18 protein-coding genes are annotated in these 21,100 nt (G+C 49.2%); 3 read left to right on the top strand and 15 right to left on the bottom strand.

Annotation, left to right across the window (positions count from 1 at the left end; genetic code table 11):
- Window positions 1-8: 8 nt before the first annotated feature.
- Window positions 9-287, bottom strand: a complete 279-nt coding sequence (locus tag C8J48_RS12100) for a hypothetical protein (RefSeq protein ID WP_107727156.1) — start codon at window positions 285-287, stop codon at window positions 9-11.
- Window positions 288-549: 262 nt separating this feature from the next.
- Between C8J48_RS12100 and C8J48_RS12105 the strand changes: the two genes are divergently transcribed.
- Window positions 550-2,691, top strand: coding sequence for an ATP-dependent Clp protease ATP-binding subunit (locus C8J48_RS12105; protein WP_107727158.1), 2,142 nt, complete (start codon window positions 550-552; stop codon window positions 2,689-2,691).
- A 186-nt stretch (window positions 2,692-2,877) separates the two neighbouring features.
- Here the strand turns inward: C8J48_RS12105 and C8J48_RS12110 are convergent, their stop codons facing one another.
- Window positions 2,878-4,230 carry a VWA domain-containing protein gene (locus C8J48_RS12110; protein WP_107727160.1) on the bottom strand — a complete coding sequence of 451 codons (1,353 nt, stop codon included), beginning with the start codon at window positions 4,228-4,230 and terminating at the stop codon, window positions 2,878-2,880.
- Between the two features lie 471 nt (window positions 4,231-4,701).
- On the opposite strand from C8J48_RS12110, the gene C8J48_RS12115 reads away from it, so the two are divergent.
- Window positions 4,702-5,589 carry a hypothetical protein gene (locus tag C8J48_RS12115; protein ID WP_107727163.1) on the top strand — a complete coding sequence of 296 codons (888 nt, stop codon included), beginning with the start codon at window positions 4,702-4,704 and terminating at the stop codon, window positions 5,587-5,589.
- A gap of 4 nt (window positions 5,590-5,593) precedes the next feature.
- Here C8J48_RS12115 and C8J48_RS12120 read toward each other — a convergent pair whose 3' ends face one another.
- From C8J48_RS12120 to C8J48_RS12155, 8 genes are all read right to left on the bottom strand, one after another.
- Window positions 5,594-6,754, bottom strand: a complete 1,161-nt coding sequence (locus C8J48_RS12120; protein ID WP_107727165.1) for a hypothetical protein — start codon at window positions 6,752-6,754, stop codon at window positions 5,594-5,596.
- Window positions 6,742-8,085: a F390 synthetase-related protein gene (locus C8J48_RS12125; RefSeq protein ID WP_107727168.1), complete on the bottom strand. Its 1,344-nt coding sequence runs from the start codon at window positions 8,083-8,085 to the stop codon at window positions 6,742-6,744. Before C8J48_RS12125 ends, C8J48_RS12120 begins: the two co-directional genes overlap by 13 nt.
- Window positions 8,082-8,942 (bottom strand): MBL fold metallo-hydrolase, encoded by an 861-nt coding sequence (locus tag C8J48_RS12130; protein WP_107727170.1) that lies wholly within the window; start codon window positions 8,940-8,942, stop codon window positions 8,082-8,084. Before C8J48_RS12130 ends, C8J48_RS12125 begins: the two co-directional genes overlap by 4 nt.
- Entirely contained in the window at window positions 8,914-9,900 is a 987-nt protein-coding gene (locus tag C8J48_RS12135) for an NAD-dependent epimerase/dehydratase family protein (RefSeq protein ID WP_107727172.1), read from the bottom strand. The genes C8J48_RS12130 and C8J48_RS12135 overlap by 29 nt, the downstream gene beginning before the upstream one ends.
- Window positions 9,803-11,047: an ATP-grasp domain-containing protein gene (locus C8J48_RS12140; RefSeq protein WP_146160487.1), complete on the bottom strand. Its 1,245-nt coding sequence runs from the start codon at window positions 11,045-11,047 to the stop codon at window positions 9,803-9,805. The genes C8J48_RS12135 and C8J48_RS12140 overlap by 98 nt, the downstream gene beginning before the upstream one ends.
- On the bottom strand, window positions 11,037-12,029 hold the full coding sequence (locus C8J48_RS12145) for a beta-ketoacyl-ACP synthase III (protein WP_107727175.1): 993 nt from the start codon (window positions 12,027-12,029) through the stop codon (window positions 11,037-11,039). The genes C8J48_RS12140 and C8J48_RS12145 overlap by 11 nt, the downstream gene beginning before the upstream one ends.
- Before the next feature lie 245 nt (window positions 12,030-12,274).
- Window positions 12,275-16,078 (bottom strand): AAA domain-containing protein, encoded by a 3,804-nt coding sequence (locus C8J48_RS12150; RefSeq protein ID WP_107727176.1) that lies wholly within the window; start codon window positions 16,076-16,078, stop codon window positions 12,275-12,277.
- Between the two features lie 368 nt (window positions 16,079-16,446).
- Window positions 16,447-17,181 carry a YwaF family protein gene (locus tag C8J48_RS12155; protein WP_107727177.1) on the bottom strand — a complete coding sequence of 245 codons (735 nt, stop codon included), beginning with the start codon at window positions 17,179-17,181 and terminating at the stop codon, window positions 16,447-16,449.
- Between the two features lie 184 nt (window positions 17,182-17,365).
- Here C8J48_RS12155 and C8J48_RS19225 point away from each other — a divergent pair, with 184 nt between their 5' ends.
- Entirely contained in the window at window positions 17,366-17,488 is a 123-nt protein-coding gene (locus tag C8J48_RS19225; protein ID WP_281261208.1) for a hypothetical protein, read from the top strand.
- Between the two features lie 268 nt (window positions 17,489-17,756).
- Here C8J48_RS19225 and C8J48_RS12160 read toward each other — a convergent pair whose 3' ends face one another.
- From C8J48_RS12160 to C8J48_RS12180, 5 genes are all read right to left on the bottom strand, one after another.
- Window positions 17,757-17,855, bottom strand: a complete 99-nt coding sequence (locus C8J48_RS12160) for a DUF4272 domain-containing protein (protein ID WP_107727179.1) — start codon at window positions 17,853-17,855, stop codon at window positions 17,757-17,759.
- 14 nt (window positions 17,856-17,869) lie between these two features.
- On the bottom strand, window positions 17,870-18,232 hold the full coding sequence (locus C8J48_RS12165; protein ID WP_107727181.1) for a hypothetical protein: 363 nt from the start codon (window positions 18,230-18,232) through the stop codon (window positions 17,870-17,872).
- Between the two features lie 149 nt (window positions 18,233-18,381).
- The gene (locus tag C8J48_RS12170; RefSeq protein WP_107727184.1) at window positions 18,382-18,732 is read right to left on the bottom strand and encodes a VOC family protein; all 351 of its coding nucleotides are present in this window, start codon (window positions 18,730-18,732) and stop codon (window positions 18,382-18,384) included.
- Between the two features lie 511 nt (window positions 18,733-19,243).
- Window positions 19,244-19,513, bottom strand: coding sequence for a DUF6171 family protein (locus C8J48_RS12175; RefSeq protein ID WP_107727186.1), 270 nt, complete (start codon window positions 19,511-19,513; stop codon window positions 19,244-19,246).
- Window positions 19,514-19,526: 13 nt separating this feature from the next.
- Window positions 19,527-21,017 (bottom strand): alpha-N-arabinofuranosidase, encoded by a 1,491-nt coding sequence (locus C8J48_RS12180; RefSeq protein WP_107727188.1) that lies wholly within the window; start codon window positions 21,015-21,017, stop codon window positions 19,527-19,529.
- Window positions 21,018-21,100 lie beyond the last annotated feature (83 nt).

The following is a 21,100-nucleotide window of genomic DNA, read 5'->3' on the forward strand; positions in this document are numbered from 1 at the left end:
TCCCAACCCTACCGAGATCGTACCACTACGTGTCCACCATCTTTGCGATAACAACATTCCTTCTCTGCATCCAAAGGCCAAACCACTTCTTGATCATGCAATGACTCCGCTTCTTCCCCCAGAGGTTGGCTCATCTCCACATCCATATTCTCTTCTCCCTGTATCGCCCGCAACGCGATCGCCGTCATCTCACGGTAACCGTTCCGCACTTGATTAACCCAATAATCCATTTCCGCCTGATCTACACTGCGCAGCTGAACTTCCCGCTCTGTCGATTCCGATTGCATCGGGCTCCCTCCTCATACTAACTCCATGGCTATTCTGCTCCAACCACGATCATATTATCCCGCTCTCCTTCCACAGCAAGGTAGTCGCTTAGCTTTTTGATCACATAAAACCTTACAAGTTCAGGACTTTGTCACCCCCTTGAAAGTCAAAGAAGGTCAGGTTATAATGAAAAACAGATAAAGGTCAAATATAGTCAATGTCAAACCTAAACCACAAACAAACTTTTTTTATTAGATATCCATGTTAAAGGAGGTTATCGTCATGCATTGTGAACAATGTCAACAACAACCGGCGACAGTGCAACTGCGTGTGCGTATCAACAACCAGACACGGCAGCTGTACCTATGCCCGAATTGTCATCAACAGTTAAAAAATCAGATTCCCTTCTCCTCCGGTTTTGGCGGACCCTCGATTGCGGATCTGTTTGGTTCCATGTTTAACTCCAACACGGGAGAGGGATTCCAAGCACAAGGGCCACAAACCCAGACCGTTACCACTGGAAGCAGCGGCGGGCTGTTGGACCAATTGGGTAAAAACTTGTCCGACGCTGCTCGTTCCGGACGGATCGACCCCGTAATCGGCCGGGATGCGGAAGTCGCACGGGTGATTGAAACCTTAAACCGGCGTAATAAAAACAACCCTGTCCTCATCGGTGAGCCCGGTGTCGGGAAAACCGCCATCGCCGAAGGGTTGGCGTTAAAAATCGTACAAGGACAAGTACCCCAAAAACTGAAAGGGAAAGAGATCTACCTGTTGGATGTCTCCTCCCTCGTTGCCAATACCGGCATCCGGGGGCAATTTGAAGACCGGATGAAGCAACTCATTCATGAACTGCAACAACGAACCGATGTAATCCTATTTATCGATGAAATCCATCAATTGGTGGGAGCCGGTTCAGCTGAAGGCTCTTCCGATGCCGGTAATATTTTAAAACCAGCGTTGGCCCGGGGTGAGCTGCAAGTGATCGGAGCCACTACACTGAAAGAATATCGTCGCATAGAAAAGGATGCAGCTTTGGAACGCCGTTTCCAGCCGATTATCGTAAAAGAACCGTCCGTAGAAGAAGCAATTCAGATTTTGGCAGGACTACGCAACCATTATGAAGAGTACCACCGCGTACGCTACACCGAGGATGCCGTAAATGCCTGTGTCCATCTGTCCCACCGCTACATCCAGGACCGCCATCTGCCGGATAAAGCGATCGACTTGCTGGATGAAGCCGGCTCCAAGGTAAACCTACTTCATGAAACCAGCGATGATCGCGACCTGCGTGAACAGCTGGCGCGTATCCAAGCGGAAAAAGAAGAGGCAACCCAGCTGGAGGATTATGAGCGTGCCGCCCGTTTGCGTGATGAAGAGCGGAAGCTGGAGCAAACATTAAGGCAAACTACCGCAGAAGCCGCAACAGAAGCGATCGTCGATGTGGGCACTATCCAGCGGCTGGTGGAGGAAAAAACAGGGATTCCCGTGCGCAAACTGCATCAGGACGAACGGGAAAATATGAAGCGCTTGCCGGAGCGTCTCAACACGCAAGTGATCGGGCAACAAGACGCCGTTCGCCAAGTGACTCGCGCCATCCGTCGTAACCGCGCCGGACTGCGTAAAGGAACTCGACCCATCGGCTCCTTTCTATTTGTCGGACCAACCGGGGTTGGGAAAACCGAACTGGCCAAAACGCTGGCACGAGAGTTGTTTGGCACGGAAAAAGCCATGATTCGCCTCGATATGAGCGAATACATGGAGAAACACTCCATCTCCAAACTGATCGGATCTCCTCCGGGCTACGTTGGCCATGAAGAAGCGGGCCAACTGACGGAAAAAGTGCGCCGTCAACCCTACAGCATCGTCCTGCTGGATGAAATCGAAAAAGCACACCCTGATGTACAGCATCTCTTTTTGCAAATCATGGAGGATGGCCGTCTCACGGATAGCCAGGGACGCACCGTCAGCTTTAAGGATACGATCCTAATCATGACCAGTAACGCCGGTATCGGCAAAGCCAAAGCGGCGATCGGCTTCGGCAACGATCCAACAGAAGAGCGGAGGACCGATTGGTTGCAATCCCTATCCGAGTTCTTCCGTCCCGAATTTCTTAATCGCTTTGACGGGATTATCCCCTTCCGCTCCCTTGACCGGGAGGATTTGGTCACCATTGTCGACTTGATGCTGGCGGATGTGTATCAAGCCGCACAAGAACAAGGGCTGACCCTTACCGTTACCACAGCGGCCAAAGCCAAACTGGCGGAACTGGGCCACCATCCCGCCTTTGGCGCCCGCCCCCTTCGCCGCGTCATCGAAGAGAAGGTAGAAGACGGCATCGCCGATCTCATGTTGGAAATAGAGGATGTAAACACGATTAAAGTAGATGTGGAAGATAGTGAGATCATCGTGAAGAGCGTGTAACGATAACCCCCCGCAGCGGATTGATTCCGGGCGGGGGGTTTTATTGCTACTCAAAAGAGTTGACTTTGACCGTATAAATAGAAGTTGAATTGGATAGTGTTCGATGAAGCTGGCTTTGACAGCTCATCATCCGGCTCCACGCGACTTGGCAGGCCTAATATGGGGTTAAAAGAAGCGATAACCGTTTTATGACCCAGGATCATATTTTTCCAGATTCATATCGCGAATGGCATTGATCTCTTTCTCTAAATGATCTTTATTTCTCCTTATCTCTTCTGCCTTTTCTTCAAACCTTTTCTTTCCATGTTTAAAAATCGAACTCCATCGTTGATAGATAAAGGAATTGAGATCAACTGCAATACGGGCGGGTAGATCATGAGTTTCCACCAAATAATTTTTTGCTTCCCTTAAGCGGGCTTCTTCTTGCTTGTATGTGACAGCCAGCTCACCACTAGATGAACAACAGATCGTTTTACGCGCTTCGTCCATCTTATCGTTAAATGAACGCATCATACTCCCGCGAGTATCCCATCCCCATTTCCGCCATGCCTTATATAGACGCAGCTGTTCTCTTGTCCAATATTGTTGTAACTGCTCCTCCGTATTCACCGTCACATATTCACCGCCACCGGAGCGTGCCACTTCTTTTAGTGCTCGCGCGCCAGCGTCGTCCACATCAAATCCAATAATATTGACAACGGCTTTCATATTGGATTGCTGCAATTCTTGTGCGGCTTGAGCCGGGTTGCCGCCACAGGTTTCTTCCCCATCGCTGACGACATATACCACATTGACCGCATCACTGCTCGCTTCCTGCTCCAATGTTTTTTTCGCCGCCTTCATACTTGCCGCTAAAGGAGTCCAGCCCGCGGCTTGAAAGGAGTTGAGGGATTTTGCAAACTTACTTTGATCATATTGAGCCAAGGGATAAACTTCTTCAATTCCTTCACAGGAGAGCGGTTTATCCTTTTCCTGATTGCTGCCTTTGTGTCCGTACACCTGTAGGGATACATTGGTCCCTTCCGGCAGTTGAGAAGCAAAACGGGTCACAGCTCTTTTCGCCAAATCCATCTTCACCCCGCCGTCCACCTTTTCTTTCATACTGCCGCTGGCGTCAAGCAGGATCACCACATTGCGCTCCTGCAATTTGGCTTCTTGTGGCCCTTTCGGCGCTTCCACTTCACGAAAGTTAATATCCGTATCAAATTCATCGATTGTTTTCATGATAGGGCGATAATCTTCCGCCACTAAAAAGACCAAACGATTAAAATACTCCTCCGCCGTTAGATCATCCGGAAATTGATCAATCTCCGCTTTCACTTTTGCCAGATCATAACGATCACCACCGTATTTACCCGGCCCATCCGTCAACATCCCCTTCGCATCCTGTGAAGCAACAAAAGTATCGATCGTCATTTCTTCTTTCTCTTCCGCTTCTGATAACTTCTTTTTTGTATCGGCTTGCGGCTCTGAGGCTCCACTGCTGCATCCGGTCAACACCAGTACAAAAGCCAACCATATGATCCCAAAACGATGCAAATGGCATCACTCCTTCTATATGATAAAAGCGTTGTTCTCTCTTCAATGCGACCAACGGTTTTCGCTAGATTTTGAAACGTTATTTCCTGCGGATACAACACACTTTCCCCCTTGAGCTGAATCCCGGTACTTCCGCAAACTCGTCCCATCTGCGCCGACGGTTATAATCGAACGCAAACGTAGGCGTCGATCCGTTGATTTCAGGGCTAGCACCGTTCTAAGATACAACGAACATAATCAGCGGGCAATGCACCTCCCATGTTCCCTCTGTTTTTCCCACTTATTCCATTTAAATCGCAGAAGTTCTTGATCGATCCCATGTGAGCAAGTCGCAATCATCCTTTCCTGTTGATACCGGGAAGGTTTTAAATCGTTGTTCTCTACTCACTATCTTACATAAAGACATCTAAAAAAGGAATATATATTCTATTTAGCGAAAATATTATATATATTGTTATAGGAGGTATTTATATGGATACCTTACCCACTTGGCTGGAACCGCAGGTAAAAGCCCATATGGAGAAAGCGTTTCCTCGATATTTTGACCACATCGCCAAATGGATGGCTTATCAATTTTTGACAAAAAACAAATATGAAGTGGATCATAATCTTGATCCACCCTGGGATTCCTCTGGACGATTAATCTCAACCAATCAAAACCTGCAAACAGAGGATTATCAAACCTTGGAACAATTTTTAGAGGAATACAACGGAAACTCCCTTCCAAGCTTTGTGAGCGGCTGCGGCTTATCTCACCAGACTTTTGCCGCCGATTTAGAGAGAGAAACCTCCCAGTTTATAGGAGATGAATTATATAACTTGCTTTCGCAGTTAAACCAGCAACAACTTGATGAGATCAAAACTTTTTTGTTGAATAATCCCTATCGAAGCGAAGATCTTGACCTTACAATGCCAGAAAATATTGCATATGAAATATTCATTACCGATACACTTGAATGCTATTGGAATATAATCATCGCCATGCAGGAAAGGATCGCTTTATTTGAGATAGCACTTTTGTACAAGCGAGGGATATCAACTGCAACAGAAAGATTCGCAAAGGAACATGAGGAAAAAAAGCAAAGAAATGAGCAACTAAAAAAACAACACATAAAAGCATCCCAAACATGGAGCAAAATCGAACGATTATATCAAGTTCGCTTTGGGGAAACGCTTCCTTTCTCGATTGAGATGCCCTTTTACAAAACCCAATTCCATCCATGGTTACTATCGCTACAGACGGAAGGAATGGCGGAGACAGAAATCCAAATGACTGCTAAATTCTACTGTCACTCTTTTTCTAATTCAGTCCGCCACCACTTGAGTTCTTTTCGCTTTGATCCCAATCACCGTCCTTAAAAACTCACGCTTGAACCTTCCGCACCAACGGCACCGCCACTTTGTCCAATACGACTTTCAACCCGCGCCAAGCGGCTTGACGGTAGAGGGGAAGATGATCCAGCATAACAGCGGTATATTCGATCGCTGCTTGTGAGCCACGGTTGACTTTAAAGTGACCGGCACCGCCGCTGCGATGCAGATTGAAGTCACGACGTTCGGCTTCCAGAGAAAGAAGAGCCGTCAACAAGCGATACAGGCCTTCCTCCTTGGGACGGGATAAATCATAGCCGAGCAGAGGAGCAGTCATCCAGCCGTCACGTACCAAATAACCGATTACTCCGTCGATACTCCCATTCTTGCGTAAGGCGCGAATATGGAGAACCTTCTTCTCTAACGCCAAGCGGATCAATGCCGGTGTAAATTGTGGGTTGTGGTGGGAGTATTTGTGGATATACAGCTGTTTGTACAGGTCGGCGAGACGAAGCGCATCTTCTATCCTGATGTTATCGGCATCCACTATTTCATAGCCGCTGGTTTGCAACAGACGGATATCTTGAAGCAACGATTTTCGCTTACGTCTGGGTCCGTGAAAAACATCTTTTGGGTAAAAGAGATAAATTTGGCGACTAGGAATCAGTGTGTAGCCCGCTCCCGTCAAATCCTGCATCCATTGCTTATGTAGGGGTGGTGTTAAGGAACGAATGGCAATGGCATGGGTAGGAAAACGCTCCTGTAAAAAACGGGTCACTCGCTCAGTCTGCTCTTGGGAGAGAGGTTGATGGAGATTGGTAGAAACCAGCCAATTATTGAAATAAACTACCCGGTCCATACGGGCAAGGCGCAACCCGAAAGCAAGAGGGGCCACTCCAGCTCGAAGGGTAGCTTGTAGCAGCGGCTGCTCCACCACGCGCAACTCATCCCGCACATAACGGATATATTGGGTGTAGGGAGAGCAAACATAAGAATTGTCGCCTCCCCCATCATTGACGGTAAGCGGCAGCAAATGTCGGTCCATTTCCAACAACCAACAGTCAGTATCCACATTGTCGATCCAATGGACGGAAGGCTGGTTTAAAAACGGAAGCCAGTAATCACGAACGACCTCGCCATGGATATACTTTGTAAAATCGAGCCGGGAGGCCGATTTCGCATCATGCAGACGGATGGGTGTTATGGGGACCACATCCGTTCCACCCGTCGCATCTTCTTATGCAACACAGGAGCTTGGTAAGGAGTAAAACGAATCATCGCCGGCTGCACATCCAACCGCTCAAACAATTGGAAAAAAGCAGCTCGAATGCGATCTTCCGCTTCTCTTCGATCACTTCCACGACATTCTTGAAAGGCGACAGTGATCACATTGGAAGCCTGCTGTACCACGCGGTATTGGAGGACTCGCTCCCCCGCCTGCCACACCGCCCGCCGAATCAAGTCGGGAAAAACCGCACGAGTAGCCTGCACCTTTCGTTCCTTCAAATAAAAAATATCATCACAACGCCCTTCCACCCGCTCAATGGCGGTAAATACAGAACCACAGGGGCACGGTTCCTTTTTTTCCACCAAAACATCGTTTAAGCGGTAGCGGACAATCGGCTGTATGGTGCGGGAAAAGTCGGTCACAATTGGGACAAAGCGGCCGCTGTCGCGATCGATCCACTCCCTCCCAATATGGACCAGGTCCTCATTGAGGTGAAGGGTTCCATGGGAACAGGTAGCGGCTAAAAACCCTTCCGTACATTGATATATCTGATGGATCGGTTGGCCAAACTGCGCTGCAATCGTCTCCCGATCACGGTCATCCAGTACATCGGCAATGGAGACCACCTTGATTGGATCGATCTGTAATCGCCCCTCTTTTTTTTCGTGGCTGAGGAAGAGCAGCATGGCGGGAGGGGCTAGCAGGATGGTGGGTTGCTGCTGGTTTAGTCGTTCCACATGTGCAGACAAAGGATGGAAGAGATCATAATACTGAAACGTCAACCGCCGTTGCTGAACCGTTGTGTATAGATTACTGTTGGCCCGTAGAAAAAAGGCGACACTCTCCTTCGATTGCAACCCCCGCGGCAAAACTTTGGCCAAGATTACACCCGCCCAACGCTCGCGCTCTTTTGCACTGACGAGAAATAGCCCCCGATTGCCGGAAGTACCGGAGGAAAGTCCAACCGTCACCTTGCCGATATTGGGTGTAAAATCCCGCGATTCCTCTGCTTGGGTTGCGATGCGGAATGCCTCCTCCTTCCGAATGCCGACGGTATTTAACTCATCAAAGTGAGCCATCATCGTTTCTTTATCCAGTAGTGGGAGTTTCTCCAGCCTTTCAAAGGTTACAACCGCTTCATCCCAGTCGGCGATGGCATCTGCAAAGGTACGGCGATAAAAACGGGAATGTTTGAGTACCCACTGAAAATGACGTGTCAACAATCGCTGCTGGCGGGCTTCCAAGCTACGACGGGAGCGAATGCCCATCGCTTGTTTCGTTTGTATGTATGCATGCAATAGACGAAAAAGGTTCATCTTTCCCCTCCTTTGGCAATCGATCTCGCTTCCGGACAATGAGAAGGAAGAATTCGCACCTGTGGCTGGGTCTGGTGGAACGCGACCAGTTGTTGAAAGTGACGGCGGTATTCCTTCTTCCCCCCCATGACCGCATATGTAAATGGATGAGGCTCACTCTGATTTCGAATTGCTTCCATCGACCAGGCGGCGTCGGCACACAGCAAAGTGGGACCCGCGATGCGATCCGTAAAAAAAAGCCCGTATTGTCCGGGAGCGTGCCCCGACAGCCGGACGGCCAATAGTGACTCATCCCCAAACAAGTCATAAACCGGATCAAAGACGCCATACACCTCTTGAAACGGATACCGCTTGCCGTCTTCAATAAATCGGACGCGCTTGGAAAAGTCTGGCGGCAACAAACCGGGGACAAACCCCTTTCGTACCGCCGCCAATCCGCGTTTGTCTCGGATGTGTTGATACGCTTCCTGTGAACAGATAAAAACAGCGTCGGGAAAATCACGCACGCCCGCAATATGATCGCCGTGAAAATGGGATAGAAAGATAAAGCGAATAGCAGTCGCAGGGATCCCTCGTTCATTCAGCTGTGACACAAGCGCATCCCGTTTGGAGAAGATCACAGGGGTGATCGCGCGGTAAAGTGAATAGGGAAAACAAGAAGTCTCCGTAAAAAAGTGGGTCGCATATCCGGTATCAAACAGCAGGTAACCAATACGTGGGTGGTGAATCAAGACGACCAACGCATCAAAAGTATTCATTCGCCAAGGGGCATCCCGGCGGGTGAATCGTTCGATTTGCCGACAATAGCCGGTAGTAAACAGCGTCGATTCAACTGTGTTTTCGCTGCCATTGGACAAATCGATCCACTCCTTCGGCAATACTGATCCGGGGTTGGTATCCCAGTTCCGACCGTGCCCGCTCAATATTAAGGGTTTGGCTTTTTCCCAGAATACTCACCGTATAACGGGTAAAGGCCGGTTCCTTGATCCACGGGAGGGAAAGGGCAATCCACTCCAGCGCTTGTGCCAGATAAAACGCTTGTGTATAGGAGACGGGTCTGCTTTGAAACGGCATCTCCAGCTTTTGAAACAACTGCTCTAACATCTCCCGCAGTAAAACCGGTTCCCCATTGGTAATATGGTACTTTCTACCCAGACAAGAGGAAGGAGCGCTCTCACAGAGAAGGAGGGCATCGACCGCATTGTCAATATAGGTAAGGTCGATGTGGATATCTCCTCCATCGATTAACGGAATAAACCGGCGCTGATTAGCGGCAATCAGACGGGGGAGAATGGTGGTATCTCCCGGACCGAACAAAGCCCGTGGGCGGATGGTGATTACAGGTAGACCCTTTTGATAAGCGTCATCCACCCGTTGTTCTGCCAGGTATTTTGTTTTAGCGTAATGGTTGACAAAACGGGAGGGCAAGGGATCGTCTTCTTTTACATCGAAGCGCTCGTCAAAATAAAAGCAAAGGGAAGGCGTCGATACATGGATCAGCCGTTGAATATCATGCTTGTGGCAAGCGGCGATCACATTTTCCGTTCCAATTACATTGCTCCGGTAAAAATCGCGAGCGCGTCCCCAAGGGGAAGACAACGCCCCACAGTGAAAAACTGCCTTCTGCCCCTGGATCGCCTCCGTCACCGTCGCCATATCCTCCAAATGACCCCGCACAAATCGGATGCCCTCCGTTTCCAATTGCGCACCAATCGCCTCATTTCGCCCCAATACGGTTACTTCCCGCCCCAAGCGGCGCAGACGACGTGCCAAGGCTTGTCCTAGAAATCCGGTCCCCCCCGTCACCAGTGCCATCCGTTTCTCCTCCTTCCCATTCAATATCACGGGTAGTGAATTGCAACAACGGTACCCCTTGTTTACGCGCTTCTTTCCACAGATGCCGCAACGACTGGGCTTGTCCAAAAAAAGGCTTGGGATCGTTCCAGTCAAAAATGACATCCCGATGAGTGACAAAGGTTGTCAACCACGCCCTTAGATTTCCTTTTTTCCAACCGTATAAGGCAAATGGGAGCGCCAGCATTGTTTTTGTACGCGGGTCCGGGGTAACGATGGCAAAAGGAGGATCGCCGACCATGGCCTGCACCAAATCCTCCCCTGTAAACAAATGAACGCCACTGGTCGTACGTGGGTTGCATTCCAAGGGATAAAGCCGACCGTCTTCGGTCGAACGGATAAAGTCAAAGGAGATCTGGCCGGTATAGCGATGCCGTTTTACAAATCGCTTCACCCATGCAAATACCTCAGGCTCCTCCGCATGACAAAATGTAATGGCAGATCCAATCCCAGCCGCAAACTGTAAATGATAACAGCTGTACGCCGTCAAACGTCCGCGCTGGGACACCCCATAGGCGCAAATCTGTGATCCCGCAATCCGTTTCTGCAACACCCACCCCCGCTTCAACGAAACCGGCGGCTCATCTGACGGCTTATTTAAAAATCGCACCTGGGTTCCAAAGCGGGAATATACCGGTTTTAATATGGCAGGAAACGGGATATTTTGCACCTGCCGTCTCCATTCTTGCGGGTGACGGATAACCGTTGTTTTGGGCACCCATTCACCGGCTTGTTGTAAATCAGCGATAAAATTCCCCTTATGATGAAACCGTTGCAGGATGTCCCATTCTCCCACCAATACCCGGCAATAAGAGGAGAGGCGGCGATAGTGTTTACTGATAAAAAAAGTCTCTTCACAGGTGGGGATCAACCAATCCACTTCGTATTCCTGAATCAAAGAGACAAGCCCTTGGATAAAGCCGTTTTCATCCTGATTGGGCCCCGGCAGGGAAAAGCAACGCTCCACCGCATTGGAAAAAGAAAGCAACGGATACGCCATGCTTTCCGCCGCCAACACCCGCCACCCGGCTTGTTTAAACAGCCGCGCCAAATGAAGAGCCACTGGCGCACGCCCCCCTGTTAGAAGGACGGTCGGTTTAATACTCAAGCACCACACCCCCAAGGGATGTCCCGGCGGAGGTTCCCAAAATCATGACGCGAGAACCCCGTTGTAAGCGCCCTTGTTGAATCGCTTCATGTAAAGCCATTGGAAGAGAGGCGGCGATAACGTTGCCGTGGTTTTCCAAAATGGACATATACTTTTCCCCTGGAATGCCAAGCTTTTTCCGTAACAACTCCATCGCCATCCCGCTGGCCTGGTGGGGAATCACCAGATCGAGATCGGCGATGTCCACATCCGCTCTGTTTAATAATTGCTCCACAAAGGCGGGTAGATAGCGAGAAACGAGGCGATAAACCCCTTTTCCATCCATATCGAATAAAAAATATCCCGGCGGCGGATTGGTGCGGGGGTGGTGCTTGGTGCCGCCTCCCCGAATCTGTGTATAATCGGCACCCTGACTGTATGTCTGCATATGGGTCGCCAAAATGCGGGATGAATGCCCCAATGGTGTTGCCTGTACCACCACTGCCGCCGCCCCGTCGCCAAAAAGGACACAGCTTTTCTGCTGATCCCAGTTTAATCCAATCGAAGCAATCTCACTGGATATCAACAATACACGCCGATACTGACCTGCATGGATCGCATGGGAAGCCAGATCCAATCCGGTTAAAAAGCTTAAACACGTGGCATTGATGTCAAAAGCGGGAATGGGATGATTGCCGTCCGGGATCAAGCGCCGATGCAGCAGTGCCGCATTACAGGGAATCGCCTGTTCCATCGTTCCACTGACTGCAATCAAGCAATCGATATCCTGTATCGTCAACCCCGCCTGGGAAAGTGCCTTCTCCGCGGCTAACGCTCCCATTTCCGAAGCGGTTTCACTGGTGACATAATGCCGGGTACGCACACTGGAGGCTTTATAACTCCACCCCTGAGGCAATCCCAAATTTTTATCCAACATGGCGGAGGTAACCACCCGCTCCGGCAAATATTTGCCCGTCGTGATGATCTGTATCTCTCGCTCCATTTTTCTCTCCCTTTTTGATGCAAGACTCTCTTAAAAGGACTTTCTCTTTTTTCACCCCAATATCAGCTTTGAAATTATGAAAAATATTCCCAACTTAGGAAACCATCCGATTCATCTTGTGTAATCATAACACATTATCTTACAAAATCGACCTTTTTTCGACAAAATAACAAACATTTCGAGAGATGCGTCAATAAAAAAATCCCTCCTGCTATACGGAAGGGATTTTCCAATGGTAAGACCACTTATGTCTCAATCAGCGACAGATCCTCCGGTTTCTCCTCTGTAAGCGACCCATCTCGGTGTTGACCGGTTTCTTGTTGCAGCATGCGTTTAATCGTATGATCGATCCGCTCCATTTCCCGCGCGGGATTTCGCCACCAGTTTCGGCTCCAGATGCGGGTGATGGTCCACCCTTTCGCTTCTAAAAACTCCTGCCGGTAAACATCCCGCTCCCGTGCATCAGAAGAGCTGTGATACATCGCACCGTCACACTCAATCCCTAATAGATACCGTTCCGGATCTTGCGGATGAACGATCGCCAAATCGATCCGGTATCCTGAGACCCCTACCTGGGTATCCACCTGATATCCCCTATTCATCAGTGCATTACACACTTGCTGCTCAAAAATAGAATCAAATGACCCCGCACTCTCCTGCCGCCCCAACGATTGCCGTTCATGGATGCGAGCGATAATGGCATCTACCCGTTTCCGCTCCATCTTGGAAACCGCCTCCGCATATTCGAGATAATGGCGAAACAGCTTCGGGCCACGATTTTTAGTGTGGGAAACCTTCAATTCATGGGGATTGATACTGGATACCACTCGGATGCGCTTTTTGGCCCGGGTGATGGCGACATTGAGCCGGTTTTCTCCGCCTTGTTGGCTTAAGCTGCCGAAATGAGCCCGCACTTGCCCTTCCTCATTGGGAGCATAGCCAACGGAAAAAATGATAACGTCCCGCTCATCTCCCTGGACGTTTTCAATATTTTTTACAAACAGCCGCCGGTCCGGATCTTGCTTTTGCATCGTTTGATAAAAACCCGCAAACTCCGGATCTTTTTCCACATGGCTGTCGATCAGCTCTTCGATCCGATCCCGTTGCGGCGCATTAAATGTGATAATACCCACCGACTCCTCAGGAGCAGATTGAAATTGTTCCTTCAACAGATCGACGACGACGTTAGCTTCCCGTTCATTTTGCTGATTGATAAATTGCCCATTTACTTTCGTCCATTGGATAGCGGGGGGTTGTTGATAAGGGCGCACATTGGGAGCCACTTCCATCATACCGCGATAAAAGGCGTGGTTGGAAAAATGAATCAGTTCTTGGGAATAAGAGCGATAATGCCATTGTAACATCTGCCCAGGGAAAATGCGTTTGGCCAAGTTGAGTAGGCTGTCGGACTCTTCCATCTCAAATTGTGCCTCTTCCTCCTCATCCAGCTCCACTCTGCCCTGAAAAAGGGTAGAAGGAGGAAGTTGCTTCTCATCACCCGCCACAATCACTTGCTTGCCGCGGTAGATCGCGGGAATTCCGTTTTCCACCGTACATTGAGACGCCTCATCAAAGATGACGACATCGAACAACTCTTGCTCCAGCGGAAAGATGGAGGATAAGGTCTCCGGAGACGTCAGCCATACCGGAATCAAATCCAATAATCCACTTTGGGAAAAGTGACGTACCAAACGGCGCAAGGGCCAGATCTGCCGTTTTTTGCTCACTTGGTGGAGAAGTTCCTTACAGGCTCGGGGTTTCTCCGTCTCAATTCGATTCACCGTCTGTTGCAACCCATGAATTAAGACCTGATTGGCCACCCTTCGCTTTTCCTGAATCAAGGCTTGATACGAGCGGCGAATCTCCTCAAATTCAGCAGACGAAACCTTGGCGATCAAGGGGTGTTTTCGCTCGATTTCGTCGATCCACTGCATATAGGCGGTCTGTCGAATCGCATCGGTCCAAATCAGTGCCAAATCCCCTTCCCGCCAACCGATGCGTGCTTCCACTCGACTGATCAAGGTCTGTACCAAGGGGCTGGCTTGAGCCAAAAAGCGATCCATCTCCCGCAAATCATCAAAGTCTGACACCAAATGCTCACTGAGACACAGCAACCACTGGGTGGGAATGGCCCCCTCCCCGATCTCTTTTTTTAAGCGATCGATCGTCTCATCCTGCAAATAAGGACGCAGCTTTTCTAGCTCCTGCCCCATCGCTTCCGTCGTCTGCGCCATCTCATACAATATCCGCAAACTTTCCCGGATTTGCGGCCAGGCGGTGGAATCGATCCCTGCAAATTTTTCTCCCTGTATCACTTCGGCGATCACTTTTTTTCCGGTAAAAGAGGTCCACCACCATAGCCGCATTTTTTGGATCACATTTTTCTCTTCGGCATTTAGTTCTGGAACAATCTTTTCCAGCCGTTTACTCACCAACCATGTATAAGCGGGAGTCAATTTTTCATGGGGGAGGGATTCTAGATAACGCTCAGTCTGTTGCGCTTTTGTCAGAGTCTCTTCCAACCGTTCACGCATAAAGGAGAGTGTCTGCATATCGGCTTCGGCAAACGACTTCCGCTTCCGCAACGGATACGTTTCCCGGCCAAAGCGGGCGTAATAGGAAGCGTAGATTCCCACTTCCCGCAGCACATCCTCCAAGTTGTGGCGGTCCAGCTCCTGCAAAACGCCGGACAAATCGACGGTCTCTTCTACCTGATCAAAGGGCTTGGCGCGAGAATACAGTTCAAAAGCGTTATAGTCGCAGCGGTGCCGCTCATACAGCCCTTGTTTAATCGTATTCAACTTTGCTTCGTGATCCGTCAAGCGCCGACAGACTGATTCCAGATGAACATCCGGCTCCCCCTCCATATTGCGGGATGTTGACAGCAGATCGTGAATACGGGCATATACATTCCGGCGATCGCTTTTTTCATCGTGAACCAGTGCAGCGTAATGAGCCAGCTGTAGCCCTTCCAATCGTTGGTATACCACATCCAACGCAGCTCGTTTTTGACAGACGACCAGAATTTTTTTACCCTGAGCCAGTGCATCGGAGATCAGATTAACAATCACTTGCGATTTCCCCGTTCCCGGTGGGCCGTCAATCACCAGCTTCTTTTTCAAGCGAGCCTCCTGCAAAATGCGCTCCTGGGAGGAATCGGTGGGCAACAAGTAGATACGCTCTTTTTCCGGCAAGGCGGCAGACTCTTTTGCTTCGCTCGTCTCTTGCCCCGTTGCTTCCTCACCCCGCTCTTCCCCAGCATCAAGCAATTCAGCGACAATTCCCAGGGAATCCTCTTTATCCTCAATCATCTCGTCATAATCCCGCAGGATGGCTGAATTTCCTTGAGGGAAGTTGCCTAAAACCGCATAGCGGTATAAGCCGAGCGGCATATTTGTCGGAATTTCATCGGCACGATAGAGGGACAACGGTTTTAAGGCAGAGCGCTCAAAGGAAAGGTTGAGACCATATCGCTTCAGCCAAGAAACCCATGTTTCCAGTTCTCCTTTTCGCGCCTGCTCTTCTGCTTCCGTATAGATCGATTCATCTACCTGAAACTGATGAAACTTCCGAAAAGCCAATATCAACGGGCGATTTAATTGTGGCTCTCCCTCTCCGCGATAAAGGTCCCACAAGCGATTGCTCGTATCCTGTCGCTCCAGGCGAACGGGATATAAAAAGAGAGGGGCTTGAATATAGGTTTCGTTTACACCGTCTGATAAGGTCCCACACAAAAACGGATAACCAACATACAAATCATACAGCCCGCTCTCTTCCTCGATTTGACGATGGTTGCGGTATAAGGTTGTCAGCGAGCGACTGAGCGCATGTGCCTGTGGATCATCGCTGGTGACGCGCAGTAGCGACACCTTCTGCCGCCGTGTCATCACCCCGTCCAGTATCTTTTGAGCGGTACCCTCCCCGCGGATTGCGTCCAGTTGTAACAGATCCATGCCCCATTTTTGATTGATCCTTACCAATCGAATGGAGCGGTTGCGCAGACTGAGATCGTTTAAGCGGTCTTTTAGTCGGATTAATTGTTCCTTCATCGCAACGATTACGAAAAAACGCTCAGCTTTCTCGTAACGGTTCCTCCCCTCCTTGTGTCTTATTTATTAAGCCGCGGTGGATATATCACCAACGGATGAATCATTGTTTTAATCCTCGCATCAAATAGCGACGGGTATTTTGAATCGGATGAACAGGATCATCAGTGTGAAGTTGGGCAAGGGGAAGGGATATGGAGCTTTCATTGGAGGCCAAACCATCTCTCTCCTCTCTAAATGGGATCATATATTGCACTATTCGCTTTTATGGTTAAAAATCCTGGCAATCTCGTACGAAAAGTATGCTTCTACTACATAAATGAAACCGATAACGACAAGGGTGATCGGTACTTAAGCCGCCTTATTTTTTTTCAAAAGTTACGAACCGCACCGGCACCCTTTCTTTCCCTCACAAACGGCAAACACAACAACACAAACATCCCTACCGCCACCCCTTGTAACGAGAGTAGATACCAGGGCCATGGTCCCAACCAATCCAACAGCGACGGATAATCAGGCTTGCTGCTGACAAACATGTAATTGCCACCGGTGACACTGTTGATCACCCATACGATGAACGCCAATAGATTGAGCTGGATCCACACCGGGAAAATGGAACGAAACCCGACACGAAAGCCCTCTACCCGCACCATATAGAGAATCGCCAAGATAATTCCGGCATGGGCGAGAAAAAAGTGAAAGAAACGAAAATGAGGAAAGGAAAACTCCAACACCGGTGTCAACAGAGCCTGTAACGCTCCCGCCCATCCACAAAAGTAAACAAAGGGAAAGAGGCGAAAACTTCGCGTCAACAGCATGACAGCGGCCAGCAACAGCGTGACACTGCATAATTGCAGGGGGAGGCTGTATTGGAGCGTCCACTGGTCATTCCACACATTCCAAACATGCCACCCGATTTCCGATAAAATCAACATTCCTGCCAAGCTGAAGCGAATAACGGCTTCCAATCGCGTTCCCTTGGTCGTGGAGATATAGTAAAAAAAACAGAGAAAGAGCAGAAGCAGCACTCCCAAAACCACTAAATGTGCAAGTGAAAACAATACAAACGGAAACGGTCCCGGATCCGCATTAAAATAGCGATTCATCTTTTTCCTCCCTTCAGCAGGTTTCCATTTATTCGCCGTCACTTCGGTTTAAACCTGTGTCAAGGTATTCACAAATTTTCTCGTTGAATAAAAACGTCACAATTACTGATCCTTGGTGAAAAGAGATATCCCTAATCGGCTCAACCATATCCTTAAGAGCTAGTATTGGTTAGGACTGCGGGAGATGCTTCTGTATGAATTAAACTTTCTGCAATCGGACTTTGGGCGAACATGGTCGGCACAAACATGGAGCAAATACCGAGCACGCCAGGAGCTGGAGCGCTATCTGGAAGGGGAATCACAATAAACGGAACACCGCATAATCGTGGACTGAGGTTATTGACAAACGGGTTATCTCCCTACATACACGGGAAAGTCGTTCGACGGACAACACCCTCCTTGCTTTAACCACCAATCGATTGATCAGCAAAAGAGCACCGCAATAATCGCGGTGCTCTTTTGCACAATCAATCTGCGATCTCAGCTCAGCTCTGATCTCGAACCAACTATTGCAAGGCTACATACCGTTCATACACAATCAACTCATTGACCGAATCCGGTAGCTCCTGTTCTTCCTACGCTTGCAACACCCATGCCAATCGGTAGATTAGGTCCGCTTCATCCAGGATTTCCTCTGATGAGCGCAAACGGGCTGTGTCAATGAATGGTTTCATCGGCTCCCCCAACCTTAAATATTGGCCCCTAATTCCTTTAAAATCGACTCCGCCTGTTCATAGCGATCAGCGGTGGTCACCACGGTCACACATAAATCCTCCGCACCAAATTGGTGCATCCCGTCCGCCATGCCGCTGGATTCGGTGTGAGCCCCTACAAGGATGCCGGCATCACGGCTGGATACATCCGCACCGGTAGCGGAAGCCAAGGACGAAAACGGCTCCGCGATGGGATTGTCCAGATCGCTGTGATCTTCGGGAGCGAGGGAGAAGCGGGAAAGATCAACTGTATTAAATCCCGCTTCCTTTAAGCGTTGAACCGCTTCTTTGGCGCGGCTCTCCGTGCGGAAGTATGCCAAGATGTTTCGTTCACCCATCGATCGATAACCTCCTCTTGTTGTATCAAAGGTAGGTTATCCGTTTAATCACTGCCTATCCGTTTAATTGCATCAATTCCGATAAACCATTTTTTATTTTCGGTTTGAGTCTTCCCCTGACAAGGAAAGGATCAAACATCCAATGCCGATTATAGATGAGTTAAAATATTGATGAGTTTCCCGAACGGATCCCTAACGTAAAAACGCCGAACCCCCCATGGTTCATTCGTTGGTCCATACTCAATTGGAACTCCAGCTTCTTTTATGCGAGTGAGCGCATCGTCGAGATCATCAACTTCAATTGACAAATCAGGTACTGGTGTTCCGGATCCTCCCTCTGTAAGGAAACTGATTTGAGTGGCTATTTTCTCATGTGAAACGTAGGTTGCAATAAATCCAAGATCCATTAATTGATCAAGTCCTAGTATTTCCCCGTAGAAGTGCTTTGCTTTGGAAATGTCCTGCGTCTCAATATTGGCAACAATTCGCTTGACCTTCATTTATATCCCCTCTCGCAAGTTTGACAATTTTTTGGTGGAATCATATTCGCTCATTGAAAGCTGATTATATCGAGTTGCTACAGGAAATCGGTCTGTTGTGTAAAATCTTTAACCACCCAGCTCTCCAAAGTTGCAAAAACCAAGCGAAAGTAGGAGAGTATAGCAGAGCATTCTCACCGTGAGGCCCACGGGTAGAGCCTACTAAGATAACTGGTCGTTGGACTGGTGTACGTAGAAATCCCCTGCGTTTACGCATGGGGAGCAGTCAAACCTCCAGGATATTTTGAACTTACTCCACAATCTGGCCTTTAAGGGAAACTGTCAACCATCCGCCAACAGTGATAACGTGCAACCAACAATGCTGCTAAAAATAATGTACCATATTCAACCTTTTTATGCAGTTTGTAAGCGAAATTACCTGCGCAATGCCGTACATTCCCTTTGAACTAAAAGTTGATGGACAAAATGAAACCCGGCTCCTTAGGGATACCGGGTTTTTGGTGTTTCCCATTTAATCGAACTTCCACTTGGACGCTGTTGGATGGGGACAATCTTTTTCCGACAGCTTGGCCCGAACGGCGACAAGGCAACCGCAATGGATGCAAGTATGACCGTGGAGCAGGGAAGAGCATTCGAAGCAGGTATCTAGCCTCTTCCGATACAGCTCTTCCGTGACGACAGAACCTTGCAATTCCACCTCAGCTAACAACTGTTGAATCTTTACTTCCGTCGCCACCGCTTCGGAAGAACAGCCGCGACAGAAACGATCGGGGTCTGTCAACAATATCTCCCCCTCACGGTTGCAGTGTGATGACGACGACAGACTTCGGGGGCAGCTGGAGCGAAAGGCCGTCTTCGCTCACCTGCACATCGTCGAAGGGCTCCGGCTGGACCTGTTCCGGCGAAGCAAAGGTGTTATGGGCGTTCATCTCAGAGCTGGTTAAGATGCGTCCGCTCACCTGCGGCTTCGCCCCTTTCCATCCGCGCAATGCAACAGAGAGGTCACCGACCTGATGAGGATGCAGATTGGTTAGACTGAGATGAATTCGACCGCTGTCATCCTTACATGCAGAGGTACTAAACTGCGGAATTTTCTCTTCACCCCACGCATAGTCCGGGGTTTGCAGGTCGACGGCCAACGCTTCCGCATCTTGATAAACCTTAAACATCTCAAATACGTGGTATGTCGGTGTGCACAATAGCTTGGCCCCTTCGGTCAATACCATCGCTTGCAACACATTGACCATCTGCGCGATATTAGCCATCTGCACGCGGTTGCAATAACGGTGGAAAATGTCAAAGGTAACCGCCGCCACCAGGGCGTCGCGCAAGGTATTTTGCTGGTATAAAAAGCCTGGATTGGTTCCTGGCTCCACGTTATACCAGGTTCCCCATTCGTCTACGATCAAGCCGACGCGCTGATCGGGATCATACTGATCCATAATGGTAGAATGGCGCTGGATCAGTTCATCCATCTGCAGCGCATTTTTTAAAACTAAAAACCAATCCCCTTCTGTAAAATCGATGGCGGAACCCTTTTCACTCCAGTTTGGTCCCCCAATCGAATAATGATGGAGACTTAACCCGTCCATAAAACGTCCCGCTTCCCGCATCAGTACTTCCGTCCAACGAAAATCGAAGCCATTGGAACCACAGGCGATTTTGTAGATACGGTTATCGCCAAAATTGCGAACATAGGTCTGATAACGCCGGTAAAGGTCGGCATAATATTCCGGCCGCATATTGCCGCCGCAACCCCAGTTTTCATTGCCCACACCAAAATACGTCAGACGCCACGGTTCTTCCCTGCCGTTCTGCTTCCGCCATTCCACCATGGGCGTATCGCCGTCAAAAGTCATATACTCGATCCATTCCTGCATTTCCAGCACCGTTCCACTGCCGACGTTTCCACAGATATACGGCTCACATTCCAGCAACTCACATAGCATCAAAAATTCATGTGTACCAAAATGGTTGTTCTCAACGACGCGGCCCCAATGGGTATTTACCATCCGCTTGCGGGATTCATACGGTCCCACACCGTCTTTCCAATGATATTCGTCGGCAAAGCAGCCTCCCGGCCAGCGCAAAACCGGAATGTTCAGCTTCTGCAACGCTTCCAGCACATCTGTGCGAATGCCGTTGGTGTTGGGGATGGAAGAATCCTCTCCCACCCACATCCCTTCGTAAATACACCTTCCCAGATGCTCGGCAAATTGTCCGTAAATATTGCGATTGATGCGACCGGTTGACACATCCGTCTGGATGACGATAGTTCCTTTCATTTATGTTCCTCCTTGCAAAGTTAATGGACAACCCTATAAGACGGTCAAGGTGCACACACTCAGCAGTCCACCTTGACCGTAGA

Source organism: Desmospora activa DSM 45169, from assembly GCF_003046315.1.
Taxonomy (GTDB): Bacteria; Bacillota; Bacilli; order Thermoactinomycetales; family DSM-45169; genus Desmospora; species Desmospora activa.